General features: G+C 69.3%; 22 protein-coding genes. 8 read left to right on the forward strand and 14 right to left on the reverse strand.

Annotated features, from left to right (window positions below):
• Positions 1-55: 55 nt before the first annotated feature.
• Entirely contained in the window at positions 56-2,155 is a 2,100-nt protein-coding gene (locus tag QFZ52_RS11350; protein ID WP_307497722.1) for an acyltransferase family protein, read from the reverse strand.
• A 173-nt stretch (positions 2,156-2,328) separates the two neighbouring features.
• On the opposite strand from QFZ52_RS11350, the gene QFZ52_RS11355 reads away from it, so the two are divergent.
• The 3 genes from QFZ52_RS11355 to QFZ52_RS11365 all read left to right on the forward strand — a co-directional run bounded on the left by QFZ52_RS11355 (position 2,329) and on the right by QFZ52_RS11365 (position 4,398).
• Positions 2,329-2,694: a PadR family transcriptional regulator gene (locus QFZ52_RS11355; protein ID WP_307497723.1), complete on the forward strand. Its 366-nt coding sequence runs from the start codon at positions 2,329-2,331 to the stop codon at positions 2,692-2,694.
• Positions 2,691-3,692: a hypothetical protein gene (locus tag QFZ52_RS11360; protein ID WP_307497724.1), complete on the forward strand. Its 1,002-nt coding sequence runs from the start codon at positions 2,691-2,693 to the stop codon at positions 3,690-3,692. The genes QFZ52_RS11355 and QFZ52_RS11360 overlap by 4 nt, the downstream gene beginning before the upstream one ends.
• Before the next feature lie 91 nt (positions 3,693-3,783).
• Positions 3,784-4,398, forward strand: coding sequence for a suppressor of fused domain protein (locus tag QFZ52_RS11365; protein WP_307497725.1), 615 nt, complete (start codon positions 3,784-3,786; stop codon positions 4,396-4,398).
• 88 nt (positions 4,399-4,486) lie between these two features.
• On the opposite strand, the gene groL is transcribed toward QFZ52_RS11365, so the two are convergent.
• The 3 genes from groL to QFZ52_RS11380 all read right to left on the reverse strand — a co-directional run bounded on the left by groL (position 4,487) and on the right by QFZ52_RS11380 (position 7,108).
• Positions 4,487-6,097 carry a chaperonin GroEL gene (gene groL / locus QFZ52_RS11370; protein ID WP_066211404.1) on the reverse strand — a complete coding sequence of 537 codons (1,611 nt, stop codon included), beginning with the start codon at positions 6,095-6,097 and terminating at the stop codon, positions 4,487-4,489.
• A 104-nt stretch (positions 6,098-6,201) separates the two neighbouring features.
• Positions 6,202-6,498, reverse strand: a complete 297-nt coding sequence (gene groES / locus QFZ52_RS11375) for a co-chaperone GroES (protein ID WP_066211406.1) — start codon at positions 6,496-6,498, stop codon at positions 6,202-6,204.
• Positions 6,499-6,721: 223 nt separating this feature from the next.
• Positions 6,722-7,108: a hypothetical protein gene (locus tag QFZ52_RS11380; protein WP_144627767.1), complete on the reverse strand. Its 387-nt coding sequence runs from the start codon at positions 7,106-7,108 to the stop codon at positions 6,722-6,724.
• 81 nt (positions 7,109-7,189) lie between these two features.
• Between QFZ52_RS11380 and QFZ52_RS11385 the strand changes: the two genes are divergently transcribed.
• Complete coding sequence (locus tag QFZ52_RS11385; protein ID WP_307497726.1) at positions 7,190-8,413, forward strand: class I SAM-dependent methyltransferase; 1,224 nt, start codon at positions 7,190-7,192, stop codon at positions 8,411-8,413.
• Between the two features lie 103 nt (positions 8,414-8,516).
• On the opposite strand, the gene QFZ52_RS11390 is transcribed toward QFZ52_RS11385, so the two are convergent.
• The 4 genes from QFZ52_RS11390 to QFZ52_RS11405 form a co-directional block, all read right to left on the reverse strand.
• A complete protein-coding gene (locus QFZ52_RS11390) occupies positions 8,517-10,601 on the reverse strand; it encodes an endo-beta-N-acetylglucosaminidase (protein ID WP_307497727.1) in 2,085 nt (694 codons plus the stop codon).
• Positions 10,602-10,752: 151 nt separating this feature from the next.
• On the reverse strand, positions 10,753-11,589 hold the full coding sequence (locus QFZ52_RS11395) for a shikimate 5-dehydrogenase (RefSeq protein WP_307497728.1): 837 nt from the start codon (positions 11,587-11,589) through the stop codon (positions 10,753-10,755).
• A gap of 53 nt (positions 11,590-11,642) precedes the next feature.
• The gene (gene ykgO / locus QFZ52_RS11400; protein WP_287902055.1) at positions 11,643-11,765 is read right to left on the reverse strand and encodes a type B 50S ribosomal protein L36; all 123 of its coding nucleotides are present in this window, start codon (positions 11,763-11,765) and stop codon (positions 11,643-11,645) included.
• A gap of 50 nt (positions 11,766-11,815) precedes the next feature.
• Positions 11,816-13,021, reverse strand: coding sequence for a GTP-binding protein (locus QFZ52_RS11405; protein ID WP_307497729.1), 1,206 nt, complete (start codon positions 13,019-13,021; stop codon positions 11,816-11,818).
• A gap of 220 nt (positions 13,022-13,241) precedes the next feature.
• Here QFZ52_RS11405 and QFZ52_RS11410 point away from each other — a divergent pair, with 220 nt between their 5' ends.
• Both QFZ52_RS11410 and QFZ52_RS11415 read left to right on the forward strand, forming a co-directional pair.
• Complete coding sequence (locus QFZ52_RS11410; RefSeq protein WP_307497730.1) at positions 13,242-14,396, forward strand: glutamate--cysteine ligase; 1,155 nt, start codon at positions 13,242-13,244, stop codon at positions 14,394-14,396.
• Positions 14,397-14,532: 136 nt separating this feature from the next.
• Positions 14,533-14,865, forward strand: coding sequence for a TfoX/Sxy family protein (locus QFZ52_RS11415; RefSeq protein ID WP_307497731.1), 333 nt, complete (start codon positions 14,533-14,535; stop codon positions 14,863-14,865).
• Positions 14,866-14,875: 10 nt separating this feature from the next.
• On the opposite strand, the gene QFZ52_RS11420 is transcribed toward QFZ52_RS11415, so the two are convergent.
• Positions 14,876-15,775, reverse strand: a complete 900-nt coding sequence (locus QFZ52_RS11420; RefSeq protein WP_307497732.1) for a LysR family transcriptional regulator — start codon at positions 15,773-15,775, stop codon at positions 14,876-14,878.
• Between the two features lie 123 nt (positions 15,776-15,898).
• On the opposite strand from QFZ52_RS11420, the gene QFZ52_RS11425 reads away from it, so the two are divergent.
• Positions 15,899-16,597 (forward strand): type 1 glutamine amidotransferase domain-containing protein, encoded by a 699-nt coding sequence (locus tag QFZ52_RS11425; RefSeq protein ID WP_307497733.1) that lies wholly within the window; start codon positions 15,899-15,901, stop codon positions 16,595-16,597.
• Between the two features lie 84 nt (positions 16,598-16,681).
• On the opposite strand, the gene tsaD is transcribed toward QFZ52_RS11425, so the two are convergent.
• From tsaD to alr, 5 genes are all read right to left on the reverse strand, one after another.
• Positions 16,682-17,779 (reverse strand): tRNA (adenosine(37)-N6)-threonylcarbamoyltransferase complex transferase subunit TsaD, encoded by a 1,098-nt coding sequence (tsaD, locus tag QFZ52_RS11430; RefSeq protein WP_307497734.1) that lies wholly within the window; start codon positions 17,777-17,779, stop codon positions 16,682-16,684.
• Positions 17,776-18,246: a ribosomal protein S18-alanine N-acetyltransferase gene (rimI, locus tag QFZ52_RS11435; RefSeq protein WP_307498708.1), complete on the reverse strand. Its 471-nt coding sequence runs from the start codon at positions 18,244-18,246 to the stop codon at positions 17,776-17,778. Before rimI ends, tsaD begins: the two co-directional genes overlap by 4 nt.
• 68 nt (positions 18,247-18,314) lie before the next feature.
• Complete coding sequence (gene tsaB / locus QFZ52_RS11440; protein WP_307497735.1) at positions 18,315-19,019, reverse strand: tRNA (adenosine(37)-N6)-threonylcarbamoyltransferase complex dimerization subunit type 1 TsaB; 705 nt, start codon at positions 19,017-19,019, stop codon at positions 18,315-18,317.
• Positions 19,016-19,591 (reverse strand): tRNA (adenosine(37)-N6)-threonylcarbamoyltransferase complex ATPase subunit type 1 TsaE, encoded by a 576-nt coding sequence (tsaE, locus tag QFZ52_RS11445; RefSeq protein ID WP_307497737.1) that lies wholly within the window; start codon positions 19,589-19,591, stop codon positions 19,016-19,018. The genes tsaB and tsaE overlap by 4 nt, the downstream gene beginning before the upstream one ends.
• On the reverse strand, positions 19,588-20,844 hold the full coding sequence (alr, locus tag QFZ52_RS11450; RefSeq protein ID WP_307498709.1) for an alanine racemase: 1,257 nt from the start codon (positions 20,842-20,844) through the stop codon (positions 19,588-19,590). The genes tsaE and alr overlap by 4 nt, the downstream gene beginning before the upstream one ends.
• Positions 20,845-21,051: 207 nt before the next feature.
• Here alr and mshA point away from each other — a divergent pair, with 207 nt between their 5' ends.
• Entirely contained in the window at positions 21,052-22,263 is a 1,212-nt protein-coding gene (gene mshA, locus QFZ52_RS11455) for a D-inositol-3-phosphate glycosyltransferase (RefSeq protein WP_307497738.1), read from the forward strand.
• The last annotated feature ends 272 nt before the right edge of the window (positions 22,264-22,535 follow it).

Below are 22,535 nucleotides of genomic sequence, written 5' to 3' on the forward strand. Positions count from 1 at the left end.
GATTAATTCTAAACGCGACGAGAGGGGCCGCTGTTCCTCCGGACGCGAGTGAGCTTCACCACTTGATGAGCCGGGTGAACTCCGAGGCGAACGGCGCCGCGAGCGTGTCCACGAACGTCTCGGTGAGATGGTTAGAATCCAGGAACACCCGCACCTTCCCCACCACCGGCGGGCACGTGGTGGGCAGGCAGATGTAGTCGCTGAGGTCGATGAAGGTGGTGTTCTTCAGGACCGGCTCGAGCGGCGCGTACACGGGCACCGCCGGCAGGACCTGATCCCGCTGCATCACACAGGCCGGGTTGTCGACGCCCTTGACCAGCGCGCACTCCGCGAGGTTCTTGGAGGAGCGGGGGTTGTCCCGCAATCCGACCACCTTGATGCCCTGCTCGCCGAGGTCACGGGCCGTGCTCTCGAACCCGGTGCTCAGCTGCTCATCCGGGGAGTCCGGGGTGGACTGGGTGGCCATCGTGATGACGAGATCCGGCTTGAGCTGCTTGATGTACTGGCGCAGATCCGCGTTGAACGCGTCGCACTCCTCGTTGCCCGTGGGCTCCACGGCGGAGTACGGGCAGCCGCCCTTCACATCGGCGATGAGGTTCCAGTTCTGCTGTGCCGCCAGGGGCTTGATCGCGGCGAGCATCTGCTGGGCATGGGAGTGGCCCACCACCAGAACGGTCTTGGAAGCGGTCCCCTCGGCAGGCTGCAGGGCGCAGTTGCGGATGACCTCGTCGCCCTGGCTCGGGCTGAAAGCGCCCTCGCAGCCGCCCTCCAGCGTGGACCAGTCACTGCCGACGCGCTCCGGCTGAGGCACGACGGCGCTGGCGGACTGCTCCTCCGGGACATAGCCGGGCTCCAGGCTGGTGGCGCCCGGGTTGGTGGCGGTGGAGACGCTCACGGGCGTCATGGACTTCGCTTTGTAGTCGACCCGCCAGGCGGTCAGCGGCACGGCGGCGCACATCACGAGCGTCACCGTCGCGACCACGGCGTTGCGCGTGCGGCGCTCGACCCAGTTCCAGCTGCGCAGCGGCTTCTCCACGAAGCGCGTGGTGAGGACCGCGGCGGCGAGGGAGAAGACGATGATGCCCAGGCCCAACAGGAAGCCGGCGGATTCGCGATCGGCCACCACCAGGGCGAGGGTCAGCACCGGCCAGTGCCAGAGGTACAGCGCGTAGGAGTTCCCGCCGAGCCGCGCCAGAGTCTTGGAGCTGAGGATCCGGTCGACCCCCACCCGGGATTCCGTGGCGCCGGCGACCAGCACCGCGGACACCGCGAGGGTAGGCCACAGGGCGACATAGCCGGGGAAGGCGCCCTGGACGTCGAGGATGAAGCCGCAGCTCAGCATGGCGGCCACGCCGGCCCAGCCCAGCACGATCCGCACGGCGCGCGGGAAGTTGAGGTACGGCAGGACCAGCGCCAGCAGGGTGCCCAGCGCGAACTCCCACATCCTGGCGAAGGTGTCGAAGTACGCCAGCGCCTGATGGCTCGCGGTGTACTGCACCGAGAAGACGAAGGACGCCACGAACACCAGGGAGAACACCGGGATCAGCACCGCGCGGTAGTTCCAGCCGAACTTCCGCGCCAGGATTCCGCAGAGCACGAAGATCAGAGGCCACAGGATGAAGATCTGCCCCTGGATGGACAGCGACCAGAAGTGCTGGAAGGGGCTGGCCAGCGAATGGTCCGGGGCGTAGTAGTCCACGGACTGCGCCTGGAGGGCCCAGTTCTCCACATAGAACAGCGAGGCGAGGCCCTGGCCGATGATGTCGGCCCAGCGCGTGGCGGGCACCAGGAACCGGACGGCCAGGAGCACCACCACGATCACGAGGACGGCGGCAGGCAGGAGCCTCTGGAAGACATGGAGGTAGTGCTTCGGCAGGCTGACCCGCTGTCCCCGTTCGAAGCGCCGCGTGAACTGCAGCGTCATCAGGAAGGCGGAGATCAGCAGGAATGCGTCCACGCCTCCAGACACGCGCCCGAACCAGACGTGATACGTGACGACCATCAGGACCGCGAGAGCGCGGAGCCCCTGGATCTCAGGACGGAAAGAACGCGCCGCGCCCGCGGAACGAGTCGCGTCAGGGCTCGAGGGGCCGGCCGTGCGAGCCGTGCCTCCAGAGAGCCGTGTGAGGGCGTTCTTCATCGTCGCGGTGAGCATACCTATCCAGCCGTCGGAGCGTTATCTCATCGTTACATTCTAGCCTGTGCGCCGGCTATGTGCCTCCTCGGGACCCGCTGGTCTACTCCGCACTCTTGACTAGTGTGCATTGCGTAGTAGTGTCGTGTGCAGAAGATCCGTGGACGATCCATGAGGTCGGAAAGGGGGAATCCGTGGAAACCACGCAGTTGCTCAAAGGCGTCCTGGACCTGGCGGTCCTGGCCGTGCTGGACCGTGAGGACGGCTACGGGTACGACGTCGTCCGACGGCTCCGTGCGGCGGGACTCGAAGAGGTCGGGGACGCCTCGGTGTACGGCACGCTGCGCCGCCTCTACAACGGGGGCGCGCTCAGCAGCTATGTCGTGCCCTCCGACGGGGGCCCGCACCGGAAGTACTACGGCATCAATGCGCAGGGCAAAGCCCTGCTGGAGGTCCAGGCCAAAGGATGGCAGGACTTCTCGCGCAGCATGGACCTGCTGATCTCCGGGGGTCCGCTCCCCGGCACCCGCACCACCGAAACCACCCAGGAGACGGAATGAGCACCACAGGAATCACGGGCGTTCCGGCAGCCATCGCCGACTACGCCGCGGCCGTCCGCCGCGAGCTCGGCGACCTGCCGAAGCACGACGTCGACGAGCTGACCGAAGGCCTCGACGCCGACCTCCTGGAGCAGTTCCGTGAGTCCGGGACGGCGCCGCTGGAGTCGCCGGCCTCGTACGCGGCGGAGCTGCGGACGTCCGCCGGACTCGCCCCCAGGACCGAGGGCCGGTCCGGCGCGGCGCGTGGCTTCACCGCCACATACCGCGAGGCCGTCACCAAGCTCCGCCTCGCCGCGGACCGATACCCCCTCGTCCGGGCCACCTGGGATTTCCTCGTCCTGCTGCGACCGCTCTGGTGGGTGGTCCGGGCCTGGACGGTGTATCAGATCATCGCATCGGCGTGGGGATCGGGCATCCCCCGTTTCGTCTTCCCGCACGGGCCGCTGACGTGGGCGTTCTTCATCCTCTGCGTGGTGCTGAGCGTCAGTTGGAGCACCAGGGTCCTCCGGCCCGGGCACTGGCCTGCCCGGCTGCGGACGATCACCAATGTGGTCACGGTCATCGCGTCTCTCCTGACGGTCCCCATGGCGATCTCGGTGGCGAACAGCACCGAAGAGTACACCGGGTACATCCCCGCCGGCGGACCGTGCACCCTGTTCGACGGGGTCTGCCACAACGGCTCGGTCGTGGGACCGTTCTTCGTCTACGGCCCGGACGGCACGCGCCTGGAGAACGTCCGGTTCTTCACCAACGACGGGTCCAGCATCCCGATCGATCTGGCGCCGGCGGAGGATCCCGGTCCGTGGGTCGTGGCGCCGCGGAGCACGTCCGGAGCCGCGGCCCCGGGCATGAGCCCCGCGCCCAGCCCAACTGCGCCCGGCCCGACAACACCGGGCGGCACCGTGCCCGGCACCGGCGCGACGTCCGCGCCGCACTCCCCCGCGCCGTCGTCGGCGGTCACTCCAGGTCCGAAGCCGAGCGCCACATCCGGCCGCTGAGGCCCGACCCCTGAACCGAACGCAGACCCCTCAAGCCGAAATCATGGTGTGATCGTGGAGTGCGCTCTCTGTAACCGCCAAGGAGAAAACAATGACGCTTGATTCAGGCCCTGCCGTCCCTGGTCTCATCGGACATTTTGAGCGCACTCTGGGCATGATCGAGGCAGGATGGTCCGTCGATCCAGACGGGGCTGAGATGCCCTATCAGATCGCTCAGTTCACCGGCGGGTCTGACGAAGATTCTGTCGGCTATTCGACAATCGGCTTGAGCAGACACTCGTTGGCAACAACGTCGTCCGACCAGACGATCCGTCAAGAACTCTTGATGCTTGCCCCAAAGTCTATGCAGCCGGATCTTCCAGCTGGTTTTATTCACCAGGTTGCTTCGATGGTACTTACGACTCATCAAGCGCTGCTGCGAGGATCGGTGATAGGTCCGGCGGGGGCACTCGTACCAGGGTCAGAGCTGACCGCACTGTACGTCACCATGCCAAGCTACTTCCCTGTCGATTTCGCGACGTACCCCGGCGATGACGGCGACATTGCAATTGTCTGGCTGGTACCCATCACCTCCAACGAGGCAAACTTCGTGGCGAAGTACGGATGGGACCCCTTTGAAGACGCACTCGTTGAACAAGACCCTGATCTGGTCGACTTCCACCGGCCTGAAATGGAGCTATATCCGAGCGCCACACCCGGCCGCTGAGTCCGGCCGCCGGCGCCGAGCCTGCCCTGAAAACACGAAAGGCCCGGATCCATTGGGGGGATCCGGGCCTTTCCGTGTCAGAGACGGGTCAGTGCTGGTGACCTGCGTGCTCGTCCTCGTCGGAGGGCTTCTCGGCGACCAGGGTCTCCGTGGTCAGAACGAGCGCGGCGATGGAGGCCGCGTTGCGCAGAGCCGAACGGGTCACCTTGACCGGGTCAATGACGCCGGCCTCGATGAGGTTCTGGTACTCGCCGGTCTTGGCGTTGAAGCCGTGGTTGTTCTCCAGCTCGGAGACCTTGGAGACCACCACGAAGCCGTCGAATCCGGCGTTCTGGGCGATCCAGCGCAGCGGCTGGGCCAGAGCGCGGCGGACGATGCCCACCGCAGCGGCGGCGTCACCCTGCAGGGCGGCGACGGCCGGGCTCTCATCCAGCGCCTTGAGAGCGTGGATCAGAGCGGAACCACCGCCGGAGACGATGCCCTCTTCGAGAGCGGCACGCGTGGAGGACACGGCGTCCTCGATGCGGTGCTTCTTCTCCTTGAGCTCCACCTCGGTGGCGGCGCCGACCTTGATGACGCCGATGCCGCCGGCGAGCTTCGCCAGACGCTCCTGGAGCTTCTCACGGTCCCACTCGGAGTCCGTGCGCTCCAGCTCGGCACGCAGCTGAGCCACCCGCGAGGCGACGTCGTCGGCCGTGCCGGCGCCGTCAACGATCGTGGTGGAGTCCTTGGTGACCGTGATGCGACGGGCGGTGCCGAGCACCTCGAGGCCCACCTGGTCCAGGCTCAGGCCCAGCTCCGGGGAGATGACCTGGGCGCCGGTCAGGATCGCGATGTCCTGCAGCATGGCCTTGCGGCGATCGCCGAAGCCCGGAGCCTTGACGGCGACCACGTTCAGGGTGCCGCGCAGGCGGTTGACGATCAGCGTGGACAGAGCCTCGCCGTCGACGTCCTCAGCGATCACGAAGAGCGGCTTGTTGGCCTGCAGGGTCTTCTCCAGCAGGGGAAGCAGGTCCTGAAGGCTGGAGATCTTGCCCTGGTTGATCAGGATGAAGGCGTCCTCCAGGACGGCCTCCTGGCGATCCTGGTCTGTGATGAAGTACGGGGACAGGTAACCCTTGTCGAACTGCATGCCCTCGGTGAGGACCAGTTCGGTCTGGGTGGTGGAGGACTCTTCGATGGTGATGACACCATCCTTGCCGACCTTGCCGAAGGCCTCGGCGAGCAGCTCGCCGATCTCCTCGGACTGCGCGGAGATGGCGGCCACGTTCGCGACGTGGTTGCCCTCCACTTCGCGGGCGTTCTCCAGGAGGCGGTCGGCCACGGCTTCCACCGCGGTCTCGATGCCACGCTTGATCTCGCCCGGGGCTGCGCCGGCGGCCACGTTGCGGAGGCCTTCCTTGACGAGGGCCTGGGCCAGGACGGTGGCGGTGGTGGTGCCATCGCCGGCCACGTCGTTGGTCTTGGTGGCGACCTCCTTGGCGAGCTGTGCGCCAAGGTTCTCGTACGGGTCGTCCAGTTCGACTTCACGGGCGATGGTCACACCATCGTTCGTGATGGTGGGGGCGCCCCACTTCTTGTCCAGCACGACGTTGCGGCCGCGCGGGCCGAGGGTGACCTTGACCGTGTTGGCCAGCTTGTCGATACCGGCCTCGAGCGCGCGGCGTGCGGCGTCGTCGAACGCCAGTTGCTTTGCCATGAGTGTCCTTTCAAGAGCAGATCCCCGTCACCGACAGGGAGCACCGGCCAGGCCGGGCACCCGGTCATGGTGCGGGGATCTGCGCTACATGAGCTGTAGGGGCGTTACTTGACGATGATCGCCAGGACATCGCGGGAGGACAGCACGAGGTACTCCTCACCGCCGGCCTTGACCTCGGTGCCGCCGTACTTGGAGTACAGCACGACATCGCCCACGGCAACGTCGATCGGAACACGGTTGCCATTGTCGTCCACGCGGCCGGGGCCAACGGCCACGACTTCGCCTTCCTGCGGCTTCTCCTGAGCGGAGTCCGGGATGACCAGGCCGGAAGCGGTGGTCACTTCAGCGGCGAGCTGGCGGATGACAATACGATCCTCAAGAGGCTTGATGGAGACCGACACGATCTCTCCTTTGCATGAGATTTCTTACGTCTTCAGCCGCGGTGCCAACCGTCGTCGCGGTGCCGGCAGCAACCTTGGGCTTAGCACCCGAGGGGTACGAGTGCTAATAGCAACTGTAGGGATGCGTTAGCACTCGGTCAAGGCGAGTGCCAACTATTCGTCATCGGCGGAACACATCCGCCTCGACGTTCGGCGCTACGTTCGGCGCTACGCCGGGACACGGTCAGTCGAGGATGTCCTCGACGCCCAGGTCGCCCTGCTCCGGATCCTGGCCCTTGGGACGGTTGTCCCGGTTGAGATAGAGACCGACGGCGCCGAGCGCGGCGAACACGGCGGCGAGGATGAGGACCACCCAGGCCCCGGCACGTACCGGCGAGTAGATCTCCCGCAAACCCTTCGCTTCCTCGGTGGCGTCGGCGATGTTCTTGCCGTCCACGGAGTACACGGCGGCATTGAACGTGTCGAGGACCCACAGCACGCCCAGGACGGCGAAGGCCACCAGGAGCACCACGACACCCACGATCAGCAGGGCCCGCGAATACTCGCCGAGCAGGGCCACCAGCACCTTCCGGGAGCTCGAGGCGGATGATCTGGGCTGGTGGGCGCTCATACTGCCAGCCTACCGGCCATGGCTGGACGCCCGCTCCGCTCCCTGCTCTTCCGCCGTCGGCCCGCGCACTAGGCTGGAACCATGCCCACCCCCGACGGCCAGATCGCGCCCCTGCTCACTGCCGAGGCCTTCTCCCTGCTGAACTCACTGGAACCTTACTCCGAGAAGGACGCTCTGGCGCAGAACCTCCGGCTCCGTAAAGAGGGACATGATCCGGCCCTGGTCGCCGCCCTGCTGACCCAGAGCCGGCTGCGGGCGAAGGCCGAGGCGAAGTTCGGGCCGTTCGCGCAGGACATGCTCTTCACCCAGGCCGGGCTGGAACAGGCCACGCGGCTCAATGTCGCGGCCTTGCACGCCGAACGGTACCGCCGGGCCGGAGTGGCGCGCGTGATCGACCTCGGCTGCGGCCTCGGCTCCGACGCGCTGGCCCTGGCGTCCCTGGACCTCGACGTCACCGCCGTCGAGCGGGACGAGGAGACCGCCGCCTGCGCCGCCGTGAACCTGCGGTCCTTCCCGGAGGCGCGCGTGCTGCACACGGACGCCACCACGCTGGACCTGGCGGAGTACGACGGCGTGTGGCTGGATCCCGCGCGCCGGGAGGTCTCTACGTCCGGCTCGGCCAGGCTGTGGGACCCCGAAGCGTTCTCCCCTCCCCTGTCCTTCGTGGAGCGCCTCGCCGCGGAGGGGAAGGCCGTGGGCGTGAAGTTCGGCCCGGGCATGCCCCACGAATCGATCCCGGCGGGCTGCGAGGCCGAGTGGGTGTCCGTGGACGGCGACGTCACGGAGGTCACCCTCTGGTTCAACACCCTCGCGCGGGAGGGCGTCCGGCGCTCGGCGCTCCTGATGACACCCGCGGGCCGGGTGGAGCTCACCTCCGGGACGGAGTTCGGCGAGAGCCCGGAGGCGCAGACCGGCCCGGTGGAGGGCTTCCTCCACGAACCAGATGGGGCCGTCATCCGTGCCGGACTCGTCTCGGACCTGGCGGAACAGGTCGGGGCACACTTCCTCGATCCCCAGATCGCCTACCTTGCAAGTGAGCAGGCTCTTGCAACGCCGTTCGCTCGGAGCTACCGCATCCTCGAGACCATGCCGTACAACGTCAAGGCGCTCCGGAACTGGGTCAAGGCCCACGACGTGAGCAGCCTCGACATCAAGAAGCGCGGCACCGCCGTCACGCCCGAGGAACTCCGGAAGCTCCTCCTGCCGGGCAAGCCGCGCAAGGGCGGGAACCACGCCACGCTGGTCCTGACCAGGATCGGCCAGGACCGCGTGGTGATCGTGGTGGAACCGGTCGAACGGGGCTGAGCGGGCGGACGGCGGGCCCGGCACCCGGTCCGAAACGACGGGCCGGCCCTGACGCGCTGTCCACGGGTCGCCGTGCCCGCGAACAGCGCATCAGGGCACCGAATCACGCGAGTGTGACCCGAGTGGCCGGCCCGCGGACTCCCGCAGAGGAGATCGGCACCACGGAGAACGTCCGGCCCGAAGCCAGGTCCACCGCCGGAGAGAAGAACGCGTCCCGGTGCGTCCGCCCGAGCCACAAGTCCCCCTGGAACACGTCATACGCGGTCGCGCCGCTGCCGAGGGTCCAGGTGAGTTCCACGTCCGTGCCGCCACCGACCGTCCGGACCGCCAGGCCACGCACCGCGGCGGGCGCCGTCGCAGCCCCCGACTCGCGGAAGCTCAGGCGTCCGAGTCGTCCCGTGCCGCTGATCCGCAGCGAGAGCCGCACGACGGCGTCGCGGTCGGCCGGGATGACACCGCGGTGCGGCGCCCACGGAGTGGAGGCACCGCCGTCGCGCGTGAGAGGCCGCCACTCGATGCGGCCCGGCCGCGACCGGCGGGTGACACCCACCTCCAGTGAGAGGCCGGGGCTCGCGACGACTTCCACCTGCACTGCACGGCTCTGGCGAAGATCGGTCTTGAAGAGATGCAGCACGCCCGTGCCGGAGACGGAGAGGCTGTGGCCGCTGTCGTAGGAGGCGGTCTCGTCCAGCGCGACGGCGAGCCGGCCCTCCGTCCAGTACTGCCAGCTGAGCGAGGGGTCGGCGATGCCCTGGTTGTCCCAGCCCCGCGAGCTGACCGTCCGTCCCCCGACGCTGAACGACGACCCGACGCCCACGTTGAACGAGTGCACGATCGGCAGCGCACCGTACGGTGACCGCTCGACCACGGAATGGGCGATGCCGTCCCATTGCCGGTAGTTCAGCACATCGTTGCGGTACGGAGGCTTCCGCGGCTCCAGCCGGCCCGATTCCGCCGGATTCCCGGTGGGTCCGGACCAGAACTTCTGCTCCAGATCGCGGTACCGCGCCCGGCCCTCCGGGTCATGGACCTCGCCGCGATGGGCGGCGTCCAGCCAGAACTCGCTGTCCACGAAGAGCGCGACCGACAGCGGGCCGGGCTTCCCCGGCGCTGCCAGGTCCCCGAAGCACTCCATCGGTCGGAAGCCGCCCTTCTGGTGCTCCACCCCGGCGAAACCGACCTCGCGGGGGTCGAATCCGGCGGCCTTGACCGCTGCTGCGCTGTTCCGCAGGCCCGGGTCCACGCGCGGCCAGTCGTAGTTGATGAAGATGGAGTCGACGGCGCGGTCCCCCGGCGTGCCGAGCGAGGGCAGGTTCCGGGCGTTGAGTTCGTTCTGGTAGTCCAGGACGCCGCTGTCCGGCAGCACCGCATCGTAGTACTGCAGATAGAAGTCCGGGTCGATCGACTTGATGTACCGGAAGAGCTCGAACAGCTTGCCCACCTGGGCCTTGGTGATCGAGGCCTCCTGGTTGATGAAGAGCCCGTCGAAGCCGAAGTACTGCTTCAGCTCCACGATCTTGTCCCCCACCGGGAAACCGCCGTCGGCGCGCTGCACGAGGAACTCGTCGAACGCCGTGGTGCTGCGGGGCCAGAACCAGCCGCCGATGGCGCGGGCGCCATTCTTGTGCGCAGCCTCGGTCCATCCGGGGTTCGGGATGTCGATGACGCCGTAATCGCGGCCCGGGGCGGACGGGTTCTTCACCACGTCATCCGGCACGGAGGCGAGCACCTGCCCGTGCCAGGTCCCCCAGATGTCGATGTACGGCCAGTACCGCTGCGTGTACACATACGGTTCCTGGCCGATCGCCTGGTTCCGCCCTTCGTAGACCGAGCCGGCGTCGTCGATCGTCAGGGTGGACAGCTGGACGGCCGGGTCGAGGTCGGGGTGGGCCTGCGTCGGCGCGAACGGCGCGATGCGTTCAGCCCGCGGCAGGAGACACCGCAGATGCCGCCCCCAGGGGGTGGTCGCGGGGTCGAAGTCGAGCAGGTCCCGGGGATTCCACCCGAAGGTGGACGGCCCGGCCGGGATGCCCCCGCTGCCCGGCACGGGGGCGCCCGCCGGTGCCATGGCGGGATGGACCCCCGCCGAGGCACCACCTGCTGCCGAGGCCGCGGGAGCCGTTGCGAGGCCGAGCACTCCGGCCAGGCCCGCTCCGCCCACGGTGAGGAAGGTTCGCCTGCTGGTCATGCTGGAACTGGACATTCAGATACCGCCCTTCAGGTCGCTGGCGGCGCAGCGCTGCGCCGCTGCCAGGAACTATAACGGTTTAGTGATGAGCCGCCAAGGGTTCCGGACAGGACTGCACAGGAGTTTTGAAGGGCTTGCGGCAGGCGGCTTGTCAGGCCTCGCGGCGGGAGAACTCGCTCGCCTCGCGGACCAGCTCCGCATCCGGACGCACGCCGGTGTACAGCACGAACTGCTCCTCCGCCTGGATCGACGCCACCTCAGCGCCCGTGATCACGGGCTTGCCGGCGGCGCGGGCAGCCTTCAGCAAAGGCGTGTCGGACGGCATGGCGACGACGTCGAACACCAGCTCGGCCGCTTCGATCGCCGACTGCGGGAAGGACAGCGCGTCCTCCTCGGCGCCGCTCATGCCGAGCGGGGTGACGTTGACCAGCACCTGGGCCTGCGTCCCGTCCGCGAGGCGGCCGCCGTCGTCGTCGGCCTGCCAGGCGAAGCCGTACAGCCCGGCGAGGGCGCGGCCCTTCTCCTCGTTGCGCGCGACGACGGTGACCTTGCGGAAGCCGGCGTCCCGGAAGGCGGCGACCACGGCTTTCGCCATGCCGCCGGAGCCGCGGAGCATGACGGACAGCCCGCTGTCGACGCGGTTCTCAGCGAGGAGCCGCTCCACGGCCTGGTAGTCGGTGTTGTAGGCGGTCAGGACGCCGCCGTCATTGACGATCGTGTTGACCGAGTCGATCGCGGCGGCCGACGGCGCAAGGTGATCGACCAGCGGGATCACGGCCTCCTTGTACGGCATGGACACGGCGGCGCCACGGATCGGCAGGCCACGGATACCCTGCACCGCGGCAGCCAGATCGGCCGGGGCGAACGCCTTGTAGACGAAGTTCAGCCCGAGCTTCTCGTAGAGGTAGTTGTGGAAACGGGTCCCGATGTTGCTGGGCCGTGCCGCCAGGGAGATGCAGAGGGTCATGTCCTTGTTCAAGATCGCCATGCGCTCATTAAACTGCACGGCCTGGCGTCCATGGACGCCAGGCCGTGGCGGAGTCAGCCCTGCCGGGCCTTGAACCGCGGATTCTTCTTGTTGATCACGAACGTCCTGCCGCGCCGCCGGACCACCTGGGCTCCGGGGATCTTCTTCAGGGCGCGCAGCGAATTGCGGACTTTCATGGCTGTTCCTTTCGGGAGGGTGGTGATGGAAGCCTGGGGGCCCGCCGCGGTCAGAGGCCGGGCCAGGCCGTCGGATCGCGGTCCGGCAGACCGAAGGGGTCCGGGAAGCGTGCGGGGTTGAGGGCGAGCTCGGCGTCACTGAGCTGGCAGGAATCGAGCAGCCGCGCGACCGTGGCCGGGTCGATGTCCTCGGCGCGCCCCGTCACGGCGACGACGGCGGCCTCCGCCGTGCGCGGACCCCCTCCCCAGCGCGTGGGGAACGGTTCTGGGCGGGCGCCGGGCGCGGGCCGCTCGGCCAGTTCCATCCACACCCGCGGGCCGACGCCCTGAAGCGCCACGCTCCGATAGCCGGACGACGCCAGACGGAGCGTGCCCCGCAGCCAGTGCGCCCCCTGGGCCAGTTCCGGGAGATTCAGATGAAGCCGGAGCGGATGCAGGGGCCGGGCGAGACGGTGCACCACAGTGCGGAACGCGCCCGGGCCATCGGCCGGGCCCTGCTCCCGCGGAGCGAGCACCACCCCCGGGCGTGAGCGGGTCAGCGCCTCCGCCCGGTCGTGGCATCCGGGCCGGAACTCGTCTCCGGCGGCGAGCACCGCGGCATGGGGCGCCAGGTGCCCCAGCAGGCGCACGCCCTCGGTCCACGACGGTCCGGTGAGGGCCGGCGCAGAGGGCGCGTCGGCGTCGCGGTCGGCGCCAGGGTTCGAGGCGGCGTCCATAGCGAGGTCGGCGGCGAGGGAGCCCGACAGCCCAGGAACGGTCAGCACGGTGTCGCCGAGCGCGAACTCGCCCACCAGGAACTCGCCGCTCACGCGGTCATCTGCCTGCATCGGGGTGAACCCCGCGTCATGCAGGGTCCGCGGATCCCAGATCTGGTCATCGAGTTCGGACGGATCTACGGCCACGAGGAGGTTGTCGATCACCAGATCCTCGGGTCCGTTGATCCGCAGTTCCTCCAGCACCTGTCCCGCGGCCACACCGGGCGGAAGGCCGAGCACCAGATGGGGACAGCCGGCCCGGGCGAACTCCCGCACGGTCGGCACGACGTCGAGGCGGACGGTGCAGGCCAGGCAGCCGTGTTCCAGGAGCTTCTCCTGGCGGTCGATGATCCGGTCGCGGAAGTGCACCCGGCGCAGGACGCGGGAGTCGGGAAGCAGGTCGTGGAGCACGAGCACCGAATCGCGGTGACCTCGGCCCACCAGCTTCACGGCCTCCGCGCGGCAGTGGCTGTCCAGGGAGCTGACCATGGTGAGATGCATGGAGAGAGCTTATCTGAGAATGATTCTCATTAGCAATTCCGGCGCCCGGCCGAGTCCCCTGACGACGCGCGGCGTCATGTGTCAGCGAGTGACGCATCTCCCGCCGTCACGCAGTATTCACCAGCTCGGCCAAGGCCCCTCGCATATTAGACTTACGCAAGCATCGGCAAGGTCTCCTGACCGCCACTCAGAGGAAGCCGAGCGAGAAGGAGGGGACCAGGTGCAGATCGACTTCGCAGACTCGGAGCAGTCCACACTCGGCATTGAATGGGAGCTCGCTCTCGTCGACGGCCACACCGGAGAGCTCGCGTCCGTGGCCCAGGAAGTCCTGGACCAGGTCACCGCGAACCACCCCGGGCTCCAGGATGGCGAAGAACACCCGCACATCAAGCAGGAACTCCTCCTGAACACCGTGGAACTCGTCACCGGCGTGCACCACACCGTGTCCGAGGCCAAGGCCGATCTGCAGCGCTCCCTCGACGCGGTCCGCGAAGTCACCGACCCCATGGACGTCGAGGTCTTCTGCGCCGGCAGCCACCCCTTCAGCCCCCCGCAGCTCCAGCCCGTCACCGACAAGGAGCGCTACGCCAAGCTGATCGACCGCACCCAGTGGTGGGGCCGCCAGATGGTGATCTACGGCGTCCACGTGCACGTCGGCCTCGATCACCGCAACAAGGCGCTTCCCGTCATGGACGCGCTGCTGAACTACATGCCGCACTTCCAGGCGCTCTCCGCCTCCAGCCCGTACTGGGGCGCGGAAGACACCGGTTACGCCTCCCAGCGGGCGCTCATGTTCCAGCAGCTTCCCACCGCGGGCCTGCCGTTCACCTTCCAGTCCTGGGGCCAGTACGAGGACTACGTCTACGACATGTTCACCACCGGGGTGATCGACACCGGCAGCGAAATCCGCTGGGACATCCGCCCCGTGCCCGCTCTCGGCACCATCGAGATGCGCGTCTGCGACGGGCTCGCCACCCTCGAAGAGGTCGGCGCCATCGCCGCGCTGACCCAGTGCCTGGTCGAGGAGGCGTCTCAGCAGCTCGACGCCGGCTGGGCCATCCCCACCATGCCCCGCTGGTTCCTCAAGGAGAACAAGTGGCGTGCGGCCCGCTACGGCCTGGACGCCATCATCATCCTGAACCGCGCCGGCGACGAGCTCCTGGTCACCGACCACCTGCGCAACAACGTGCTGAACCGCCTCGAGCCCATCGCGGCCAAGCTCGGCTGCTCCGAGGAACTCGCCCACGTGGACAGGATCATCGAGCGGGGCGCCGGCTACCAGCGGCAGCGCACGGTGGCGGCAGCGAACGACGGCGACCTGCACGCCGTCGTGCTCGACCTCATCCAGCAGATGCGCAAGGGCCCCGACGCCTGATCGCACCTCCCCCACCCCGCGAGGGAACACTTCGTGCCCCTTCCGTGGGGTTTTCCGGGCGTGAGCTGTTCCTTCGCGACTCCGTCGCGACGGGGAAGCCATTGCCGCTCCCCCGTCCCGGTGCGACGATGAGGGCGTGGCATACGACGAGGAACTCGCGGCCCGGATCCGTCATCTGCTGACGGGCACCGTGGACTTCACCGAGAAGAAGATGTTCGGCGGGCTCGCCTTCCTGGTGGGCGGCAACATGGCCGTGAGCGCGAGCGGACAGGGCGGCCTCATGCTCCGCGCCGACCCCACCGCGAGCGATGAACTCTGCTCCCACCCTGGCGTCGAGCGCGCGATCATGCGAGGCAGAGCCATGGACGGCTGGCTGCGCGTGGCCGATGACGTGACCCGCGACGACGACGGGCTGGCCCGCTGGGTGCGCGTCGGCGTCGACTACGCGCGTTCGCTGCCGCCGAAATAAAAAGCTCTCGTCAGAGATCGCCCCAGGACGCGGCCAGCTCCCGGAGCCGGCGGGCCACCCGCGATGCCGCCGGAGTCGGAGGCACCCCGCCTTGGCGTGCCAGATGAAGCGTGTTGAGCGGAGCCACCACCGGCTCGTGAAGCACCTCGGCCTGCCCCACGCTGACGGCGGGACCGGCGAGATAGCGCGGGAGGACGGACGCCCCCACACCCGCGACGACGGCGGCCAGCACCGCCCGCAGGTCCGGAACCAGGAGCGCCACGGGGTTACCCGGCCGCTGCCCGAACTCGCTGCGCCAGTACCGACGGATGATGGGGAGTTCCTCGGAGTACGCGACGAGAGGCAGTGACGCCAGCGCCTTCAGGGGCGAGGAGCTCAAGAGCTCCGGATCCACTCGCCGTGCGATCCCCGGGGCAGCGATCAGGACGAACTCCTCATCGATGAGCGGCACGGCCTCCACCCCGGGCATCCGCGGCCGGACCGAGGACACCACCAGGTCCAGCCGGCCCTCGACGAGCTCTGGAAGCAGCGCCTCCGGATGTCCGGTGGTGAATCGCAGCTGCAGCCCCGGGCCGGCCAACGATGACAGCCCGGGGACCAGCCGGGCCGCGGTGATCTCGGCAGCGGCTCCGATCCTCACCGTGCCCGTCCACCCCTCCTCATCGCTCTCCCGGAGTGCCGCCTTCACTTCATCCAGGTGGCTTCCGAGCCGGTGGGCCAGCAGGTCGGCACGGGCGGTGGGCGTCACTCCCTGGCCGGTCCGCTGAAAGAGGCTCTCGCCCAGGTGCTCTTCGAGGCGCCGGAGGTGTCCGCTGACCGCGGGCTGGCTGAGTCCCCGTGCGGTCGCCGCCGCCGTCAGGGACCCTCTCCGGTAGATCTCCAGGAAACTCTGCACCACATCGAGATTCATTCCGCCACCCTTCTGTCATCAGAAATCTTATGGCTTACCGACAGGACACGGAAGAATCACGATGGTCCAGGGCTTCACTCCATAGCGGCCGATCGTCGGCCGGCTCATCGAACGGAGCCCTTCATGTCAAGCATCCTCATGGTCCTCAGTGCGGCCACCGAACTCCGCCTCTCGGACGGCACCCTGCATCCCACCGGCTTCTGGGCGGAGGAGGTCGCGGAGCCTCACCGGCTCTTCAGCGAGGCCGGCCTGACGGTCATCTTCGCGACTCCGGGAGGCGTCGTCCCCACCGTCGATCCCGCCAGCCTGTCGGAGCAGGGCGGTGTGGAGCCCGAGGCCGCCGCACGGTTCCGCGCCTATCTCGACGGAATCGCCCCTGCTCTCGAGAACCCCGTGGCGCTGGAAGACACGAGCCTGGAACACATCGACGCGCTCTTCCTGCCGGGCGGCCATGCGCCCATGGCGGATCTCGTGGACCATCCCGGGTTGGGGGCGCTCCTCGCCGACGCGGACCGGGACGGCCTGCCCATCACGGCCCTGTGCCACGGGTTGGCGGGTCTGCTGTCCGCACGGAATGACGACGGTTTCCTCTTCGCCGGACGTCGCCTCACCTCGTTCAGCGATGTGGAGGAGCAGCAGGGCGGCCTCGGTGAGCTCTCCCCGTTCCTGCTCGAATCCCGTCTACGGGAGAGCGGAGCCGTGGTGGCCACGGATGCCCCGTGGTCCTCGCACCTCGTGATCGACGGGAACCTGCTCACCGGACAGAACCCTCAGTCCAGTGCCGTCACCGCCAACGCGCTGATCGATCTGCTGTCCGCCTGACCGCCCCGCTCCCCTGCACGAACCGCCAGTAGGTGCCCGTATCCGCGAGGAATACGGGCACCTCGTGGCGGTTCGGGGGCGAAACTACGGCAGCAGGACCGTCGACACCGGCAGCGACGAGTCCGGGGCGAAGCCGAGGCTGGACGGCTCCGCGCCGTCCATCACGAGCCGCGACGCCAGCGCCGCGACCATCGCGCCGTTGTCCGTGCACAGGCTGATCGGCGGCACGTGCAGGCTGATCCCGTGCGACGCGCAGCGCTTGGCGGTTAGTTCCCGCAGCCGCGCGTTCGCGGCCACCCCGCCGCCGAGCAGCAGTTCCGTGATGCCGTGCTCCTTGCAGGCGAGCATCGCCTTCGCGGTCACCACGTCCACCACGGCCTCCTGGAAGCTCGCGGCGATGTCCGCCACGGGAGGCTCCTCGCCGCGCGCTTCGAACTGCTCCACGCAGCGCGCGACGGCGGTCTTCAGGCCGCTGAACGACCAGTCGTAGCGGTGCGGGCCGGGTTCCTCCGCGGTCCCCATGTACTTCGGCTGGGTCAGGCCGCGCGGGAACCGGATGGCCTTCGGATCACCCTCGCGGGCCAGCCGGTCGATCACCGGCCCGCCGGGGTACCCCAGCCCCAGCAGACGCGCCACCTTGTCGTAAGCCTCGCCCGCGGCGTCGTCGATCGTGCTGCCGAGCAGTTCGACGTCGTGGATGCTCCGCACGCGCAGCACTTCCGTGTGCCCGCCGGACACCAGGAGGGCGCCGAGGTTCTCCGGCAGCGCGGCGGAGCCTTCGGGGCCGGGTGCGAAGACCTGCTGGTCGAGGAGCCCGACCGCGACGTGCGCCACGAGGTGGTTGATCGCGAAGAGCGGCTTGCCGGTGGCCACCGAGAGCGCCTTCGCGGCGCTCACGCCCACCATGAGCGCGCCCGCGAGACCCGGGCCCGCCGTCACGGCGATGCCGTCGAGCTCGTCGAGGGTGACATCGGCCTCCATCAGTGCCGCGTCGAGGGCGGGGACGATCGCCTCGAGGTGGGCGCGGGACGCGATCTCGGGGATCACCCCGCCGAAGCGCACATGCTCGTCCATGGAGGAGGACACCGTGTTGCTCAGCAGCGTGCTGCCGCGCACGATCCCGACCCCGGTCTCATCGCACGAGGATTCGATGCCGAGGATCAGCGGTTCGGTTCGGTTCATGGCTTGCCTCCGTCGTCCTGCACGGCGTCCGGTCCCTGTCCGGGGTCCAGCACCCGCCGCATGATGAGCGCGTTGACCCCGCCCTTGTAGTAGTTCTTACGCACGGCGATCTGCTCGAAGCCGAATCGCTTGTAGAGCTCCTGCGCGCGGGGGTTGTCCTCCCGGACCTCCAGCAGCATGTCGTCGGCCTTGCCGTGCGCCGCCCGCTGGAGCAGCGTCCGCAGCAGCGCGGAGCCGATCCCCCGGCCTTCGAATTCGGGGATCACGGCGATGGTCTGCACATCGGCGATCGGCGGGATGCACATGAGCCCCGCGTACCCCACCACCGTGCCGCCGATGGTCGCCACGAAGTACTCGCGGGTGTCCCGCTGCATCAGCTCGGCCTCGAACATGTCCAGGGGCCAGGCGTCCTCCGGGAACAGCCGCTCCTCCAGGCCGTGCACCACGGGGAGGTCCTCCGGGGTCATCGCCCGCAGGCTGAACCCGGGATCCCGCTCATCCACCACATACCTCCGGGGCGATTCGTCGTTCCCGCTCACAGAGCCCGCTTCCTCGGGCCGGGCACTTGGGCGTCGGATTCCCGCAGGTACAGCGGTTCGGTGTCCAGGAGCTGCTCGCCGCGGGCCAGCCGCTGCAGGGCCAGCTTTCCGAGCGCGACGGCGCCGGGCTGGGTGTGCGCGAAGCCCTCCACCGGGGGCAGGGCTTCGGGGTACAGGCCCGCGCCCGCGCCGTACACGGCGGTGCCACGCGCCGCGGCGTCGCTCAGCAGCTCGCCGAGCGGGACCTCGGCCGGGAGTTGCACGTGCGGGCCGTCGAGCAGGACCGGGGCGCCGGCGTCGTGCGTGTAGAGAGCCCAGTAGACCTCCTTGCGGCGCGCGTCGGTGGCGACCAGGAAACGCTCCGGCGCCCCGGCGTCGACCGCCTCCGCGGCGATGGCGTCCAGGCTCATGACGCCGTGCACGGGGAGGCCCCAGGCGAAGCCGAGCGTGCGCGCGACCGTGAGCCCGGCGCGCAGCCCGGTGAACGGGCCCGGCCCGACGCCCACGATGATCGCGTCCAGGTCCTTGCCGGTCAGGCCGGTCTCCTCGAGGAGCTCTGCGACGGCCGGGGCGGTGACCTCGGCGTGGCTGCGGGTGTCCTCGGTGGCGAAGCGTGCCAGGACCTCGACGCCGTCGGGCGCGGTCCGGAGGATGGCGGCGCCGGCGATGGCCGAGGTGTCGATGGACAGGACTGTCGTCACTGTTTCCCTTCCTGCGGGGTGGCTGATGCGTCCGCGGTCCGGGCCCAGGCCGGGCGCTCGGCCCAGCGGTCCCCGTACGCGGTCACGGTGAGGGTGCGCGGTTCGTCCTCATCCTCGAAATCCAGGATGATCTGCTCCCCGGCCTCCTGGCCGGTGGCGCGCTCGAGGTCGATCTCCAGGCGGCTGGCGGACAGCTGCTCGGCGCGGTCACGGCCCCACTCCACCACGGTGACCGAGGTGTCCAGGGTCTCCTCGAGGTCGATGTCCTCGAGTTCCTCCGCGCTGCCCAGCCGGTACGCATCCACGTGCACCAGGTCCGGGCCGCCCGGGCGCGGCCCGTCGGGCAGATTGGGGTGCCGGCGGGCCAGGACGAAGGTGGGCGAGATGATGCCTTCACGGACGCCGAGGCCGCGGCCCAGTCCCTGGGTGAAGGTCGTCTTCCCGGCGCCGAGGCCGCCGCTGAGGATGAGCAGGTCACCGGCGTCCAGGGTGGTGCCGATGGTCTCGGCGAGCGCCTGCGTCTCCTCCACATCGGCCACATGGAACGTCGCGGTCCAGAGGGCTTCGCTCATGCGTCCGTCTCCTGCCGGGTGTCGGTCTCCTGCCGGGCTTCCGGGCCGTCCTCGGCGGGCGCCGCATCCGGGCGGGCCTCGCTGTCCACATAGACGCGCGGGACCCTGCCGCTGATCCGGGTCACGATCTCATAGTTGATGGTGCCCGCCGCGGCGGCCCAGTCATCGGCGAGCGGCCCGCCGTCGCGGCCCGAGCCGAAGAGCACCGCGGGGGTGCCCACCAGGGCGAGCCGTTCCGCGCCGTCCAGTGCGGCGTCCAGGTCCACCACCATCTGATCCATCGCGATCCGGCCGACCACGGGGTAGGTGCGCCCGGCGAGCCGGACCGGCCCGCCCGTGGCGATGCGCGGCACGCCGTCCGCGTAGCCGAGCGGGATCAGGGCGAGGGTGCTGGGCGCCTTGGTCTTGTAGTGCAGCCCGTAGGAGACGCCCTGCCCCTCTGGGACGGCCTTGCAGTTCGCCACCCGGGTCTGAAGGGTCATGGCGGGGATGAGGCCGAGGTCGTCGCTGCGCTGATCGGCGAACGGCGAGAGTCCGTACACACCGATGCCCACGCGGACCAGGTCGAAATGCGCGTCCGGCCGGGTGAATGTGGCGGGGGTGTTGGCGAGGTGCCGGACCTCCGGGTCGATCCCGGCGTCCTCCGCGAGCGCGATCGCCTCACGGAACACGTCCAGCTGGTGATCCGTCTCCGGGCGGTGCGGCTCATCGGCCACGGCCAGGTGGGAGAAGATGCCGACCACGCGCAGCAGACCCTGATCCTGGTAGTCGATGGCCTCGCCGATGAGCTGGTCCCAGGACTCGACCGTGGACCCGTTGCGGCCCAGGCCGGTGTCGACCTTGAGGTGGACACGTGCGGGGTGCTCCACGGAGCGCGCCGCGGCCACGATGTGCTCCAGTTCCCAGCCCGAGCAGCCCAGGTCGATGCCGGCTTCGATAGCGGCGGTGAAGTCGGTGTCCGGAGTGTGCAGCCACGCGAGCAGCGGCGCGTCGATCCCGGCGTTCCGGAGAGCCAGCGCCTCGCTCACGTGGGCCGTGCCGAGCCAGCTCGCGCCGCCGTCGAGCGCCGCCTGGGCAGTACGCAGAGCACCGTGACCGTACCCGTCGGCCTTGACCACGGCCATGACCTTCGCCGGCGCCGCGATCTCCGCCATCCGGCGGACGTTGTGGCGGATGGCGGCCAGATCGATGATCGCGGCCCGCTCCGGGAGGGCGGCGCCGTCCTGCGCTGTCACCGGGTGGCTGTGCGGCACGGTCGGGGAGGTCGGGATCTCGGAAGTCACCCGTTAAGTCTAGGTGCGTGGCCCATCTCTTTCCCGGCGCCACCGCGTAGCCCTCGTCACGGGGCCGGTGTCACCCCTCCGGCGTCGCGGGCGTGACACCGCGGAGCGGTAAAGTCTCTGAGGGACGTCAGCATCCTCCGTCCCTGCCGAATCAGCCCCGCGAACCAGGGAGGGATCATGCCGCCGGTCAGCCGCGTCGCGCTCCTCTCGCTCCACACCTCACCGCTGGAACAGCCCGGCTCCGGGGACGCGGGAGGCATGAACGTCTACGTGCGGTCCCTGGCGTCCGCCCTGGCGCGCTCTGGCGTGGAGGTGGAGATCTTCACGCGCGCGGTGGCTCCCGGCCAGCCCGACGTCGAGCATCCCGAGGCCGGCATCTGCGTGCACAACATCCAGGCCGGCCCGAAGCGGCGGATCCCCAAGGAGCAGCTGCCCGCCCTGGTCCACCGGATGGCCGACGAGGTGGACGCCATCCGTTCCCGCCAGGCGCAGGGCCATTACCAGCTCATCCACTCCCACTACTGGCTCTCCGGGGTCGCCGGGCTGCATCTGGCCCGGGCCTGGGACGTGCCGCTGGTCCACACCATGCACACCATGGCGCGGGTCAAGAACCAGCATCTGCACTCCGGGGAGCACGCCGAACCGGCGAACCGGGAAGAGGGCGAGCAGTGCGTGGTCGACGGCGCCGCGCGGCTCATCGCCAACACCCGGGCCGAGGCACTCGAACTCCAGTCCCACTACGACGCCTCCCCCGCCGCGATCGACGTGGTGGCGCCGGGCGTGGACCTGGACGTCTTCTCCCCCTCCGGTCCCGTGGCGCCCGCTCCCCCGGGGTTCCATGTGGTCTTCGCCGGCCGGATGCAGCGGCTCAAGGGCCCGCATGTCCTGGTCCAGGCGGCCGCCGTGCTCCGGGCCCGGCGCCCGGACATCCCGTTGGGCCTGACCCTGCTGGGTGAGCAGAGCGGCAGCCGTCAGTACGACATCGACGCCGTCATCGCCGCGAGCGGCATGAGCGACGTGGTGACCCGCCGGAACGCGGTGCCCCGCGAAGAGCTCGCGGCCTGGTTCCGCGCGGCGGACGTGGTGGCGATGCCCTCCTACAGCGAGTCGTTCGGGCTCGTCGCGCTCGAGGCGCAGGCCTGTGGCACACCCGTGCTGGCAACCCGCGTGGGCGGGCTCGCCGACGCCGTGGATGACGGCGTCAGCGGCCTGCTCGTGGACGGTCACCGGATCACCGCCTGGGCCGCCGCCCTGGAACGCCTCCACGACGACGCCGCCCTCCGCACCGCCCTCAGCCTCGGGGCCGTGCGCCACGCCTCCGCTTTCGGCTGGGACAGCGCGGCCCGCGCCACCTTGGCGTCCTACCGCAAGGCACTGGACGCCGGCTGACGGACCGGGCCGCCGGCGTCGTCGTCATCCACCCGAGTCACCCGACGCGAAGCCCCCGGACCACGAGCTCCCGGTCTCCCCTCCGACCCACCCTTGTGTGGAATACCCACGGAAATGTCCGTGGGCATTCCACAAAGCCGGCGGCAAAGCCGGGTTAACCCGACCGCCAGGCCGCCCGTCCACCTGGTGCCCGCCTGCCGGCCACCCGTCCCCTCCGACCCACCCTTGTGTGAAATACCCACGGAAATTTCGGTGGGTGTTCCACAATGCTG

It is taken from the genome of Arthrobacter woluwensis (assembly GCF_030816155.1).
GTDB classification, from domain to species: Bacteria; Actinomycetota; Actinomycetes; order Actinomycetales; family Micrococcaceae; genus Arthrobacter_E; species Arthrobacter_E woluwensis_A.

Coding starts and splice junctions, on each gene's coding strand:
- QFZ52_RS11380 (WP_144627767.1), bottom strand. CDS start 7,108: ATGAGCGCCCACCAGCCCAGATCATCCGCCTCGAGCTCCCGGAAGGTG.
- mshA (WP_307497738.1), top strand. CDS start 21,052: ATGCCGCCGGTCAGCCGCGTCGCGCTCCTCTCGCTCCACACCTCACCG.
- QFZ52_RS11385 (WP_307497726.1), top strand. CDS start 7,190: ATGCCCACCCCCGACGGCCAGATCGCGCCCCTGCTCACTGCCGAGGCC.
- QFZ52_RS11360 (WP_307497724.1), top strand. CDS start 2,691: ATGAGCACCACAGGAATCACGGGCGTTCCGGCAGCCATCGCCGACTAC.
- QFZ52_RS11365 (WP_307497725.1), top strand. CDS start 3,784: ATGACGCTTGATTCAGGCCCTGCCGTCCCTGGTCTCATCGGACATTTT.
- tsaE (WP_307497737.1), bottom strand. CDS start 19,591: ATGAGCGAAGCCCTCTGGACCGCGACGTTCCATGTGGCCGATGTGGAG.
- QFZ52_RS11420 (WP_307497732.1), bottom strand. CDS start 15,775: ATGAATCTCGATGTGGTGCAGAGTTTCCTGGAGATCTACCGGAGAGGG.
- QFZ52_RS11395 (WP_307497728.1), bottom strand. CDS start 11,589: ATGGCGATCTTGAACAAGGACATGACCCTCTGCATCTCCCTGGCGGCA.
- QFZ52_RS11390 (WP_307497727.1), bottom strand. CDS start 10,601: ATGACCAGCAGGCGAACCTTCCTCACCGTGGGCGGAGCGGGCCTGGCC.
- groL (WP_066211404.1), bottom strand. CDS start 6,097: ATGGCAAAGCAACTGGCGTTCGACGACGCCGCACGCCGCGCGCTCGAG.
- tsaD (WP_307497734.1), bottom strand. CDS start 17,779: ATGAACCGAACCGAACCGCTGATCCTCGGCATCGAATCCTCGTGCGAT.
- rimI (WP_307498708.1), bottom strand. CDS start 18,246: ATGACCCCGGAGGACCTCCCCGTGGTGCACGGCCTGGAGGAGCGGCTG.
- QFZ52_RS11350 (WP_307497722.1), bottom strand. CDS start 2,155: ATGCTCACCGCGACGATGAAGAACGCCCTCACACGGCTCTCTGGAGGC.
- QFZ52_RS11425 (WP_307497733.1), top strand. CDS start 15,899: ATGTCAAGCATCCTCATGGTCCTCAGTGCGGCCACCGAACTCCGCCTC.
- QFZ52_RS11405 (WP_307497729.1), bottom strand. CDS start 13,021: ATGCATCTCACCATGGTCAGCTCCCTGGACAGCCACTGCCGCGCGGAG.
- ykgO (WP_287902055.1), bottom strand. CDS start 11,765: ATGAAAGTCCGCAATTCGCTGCGCGCCCTGAAGAAGATCCCCGGAGCC.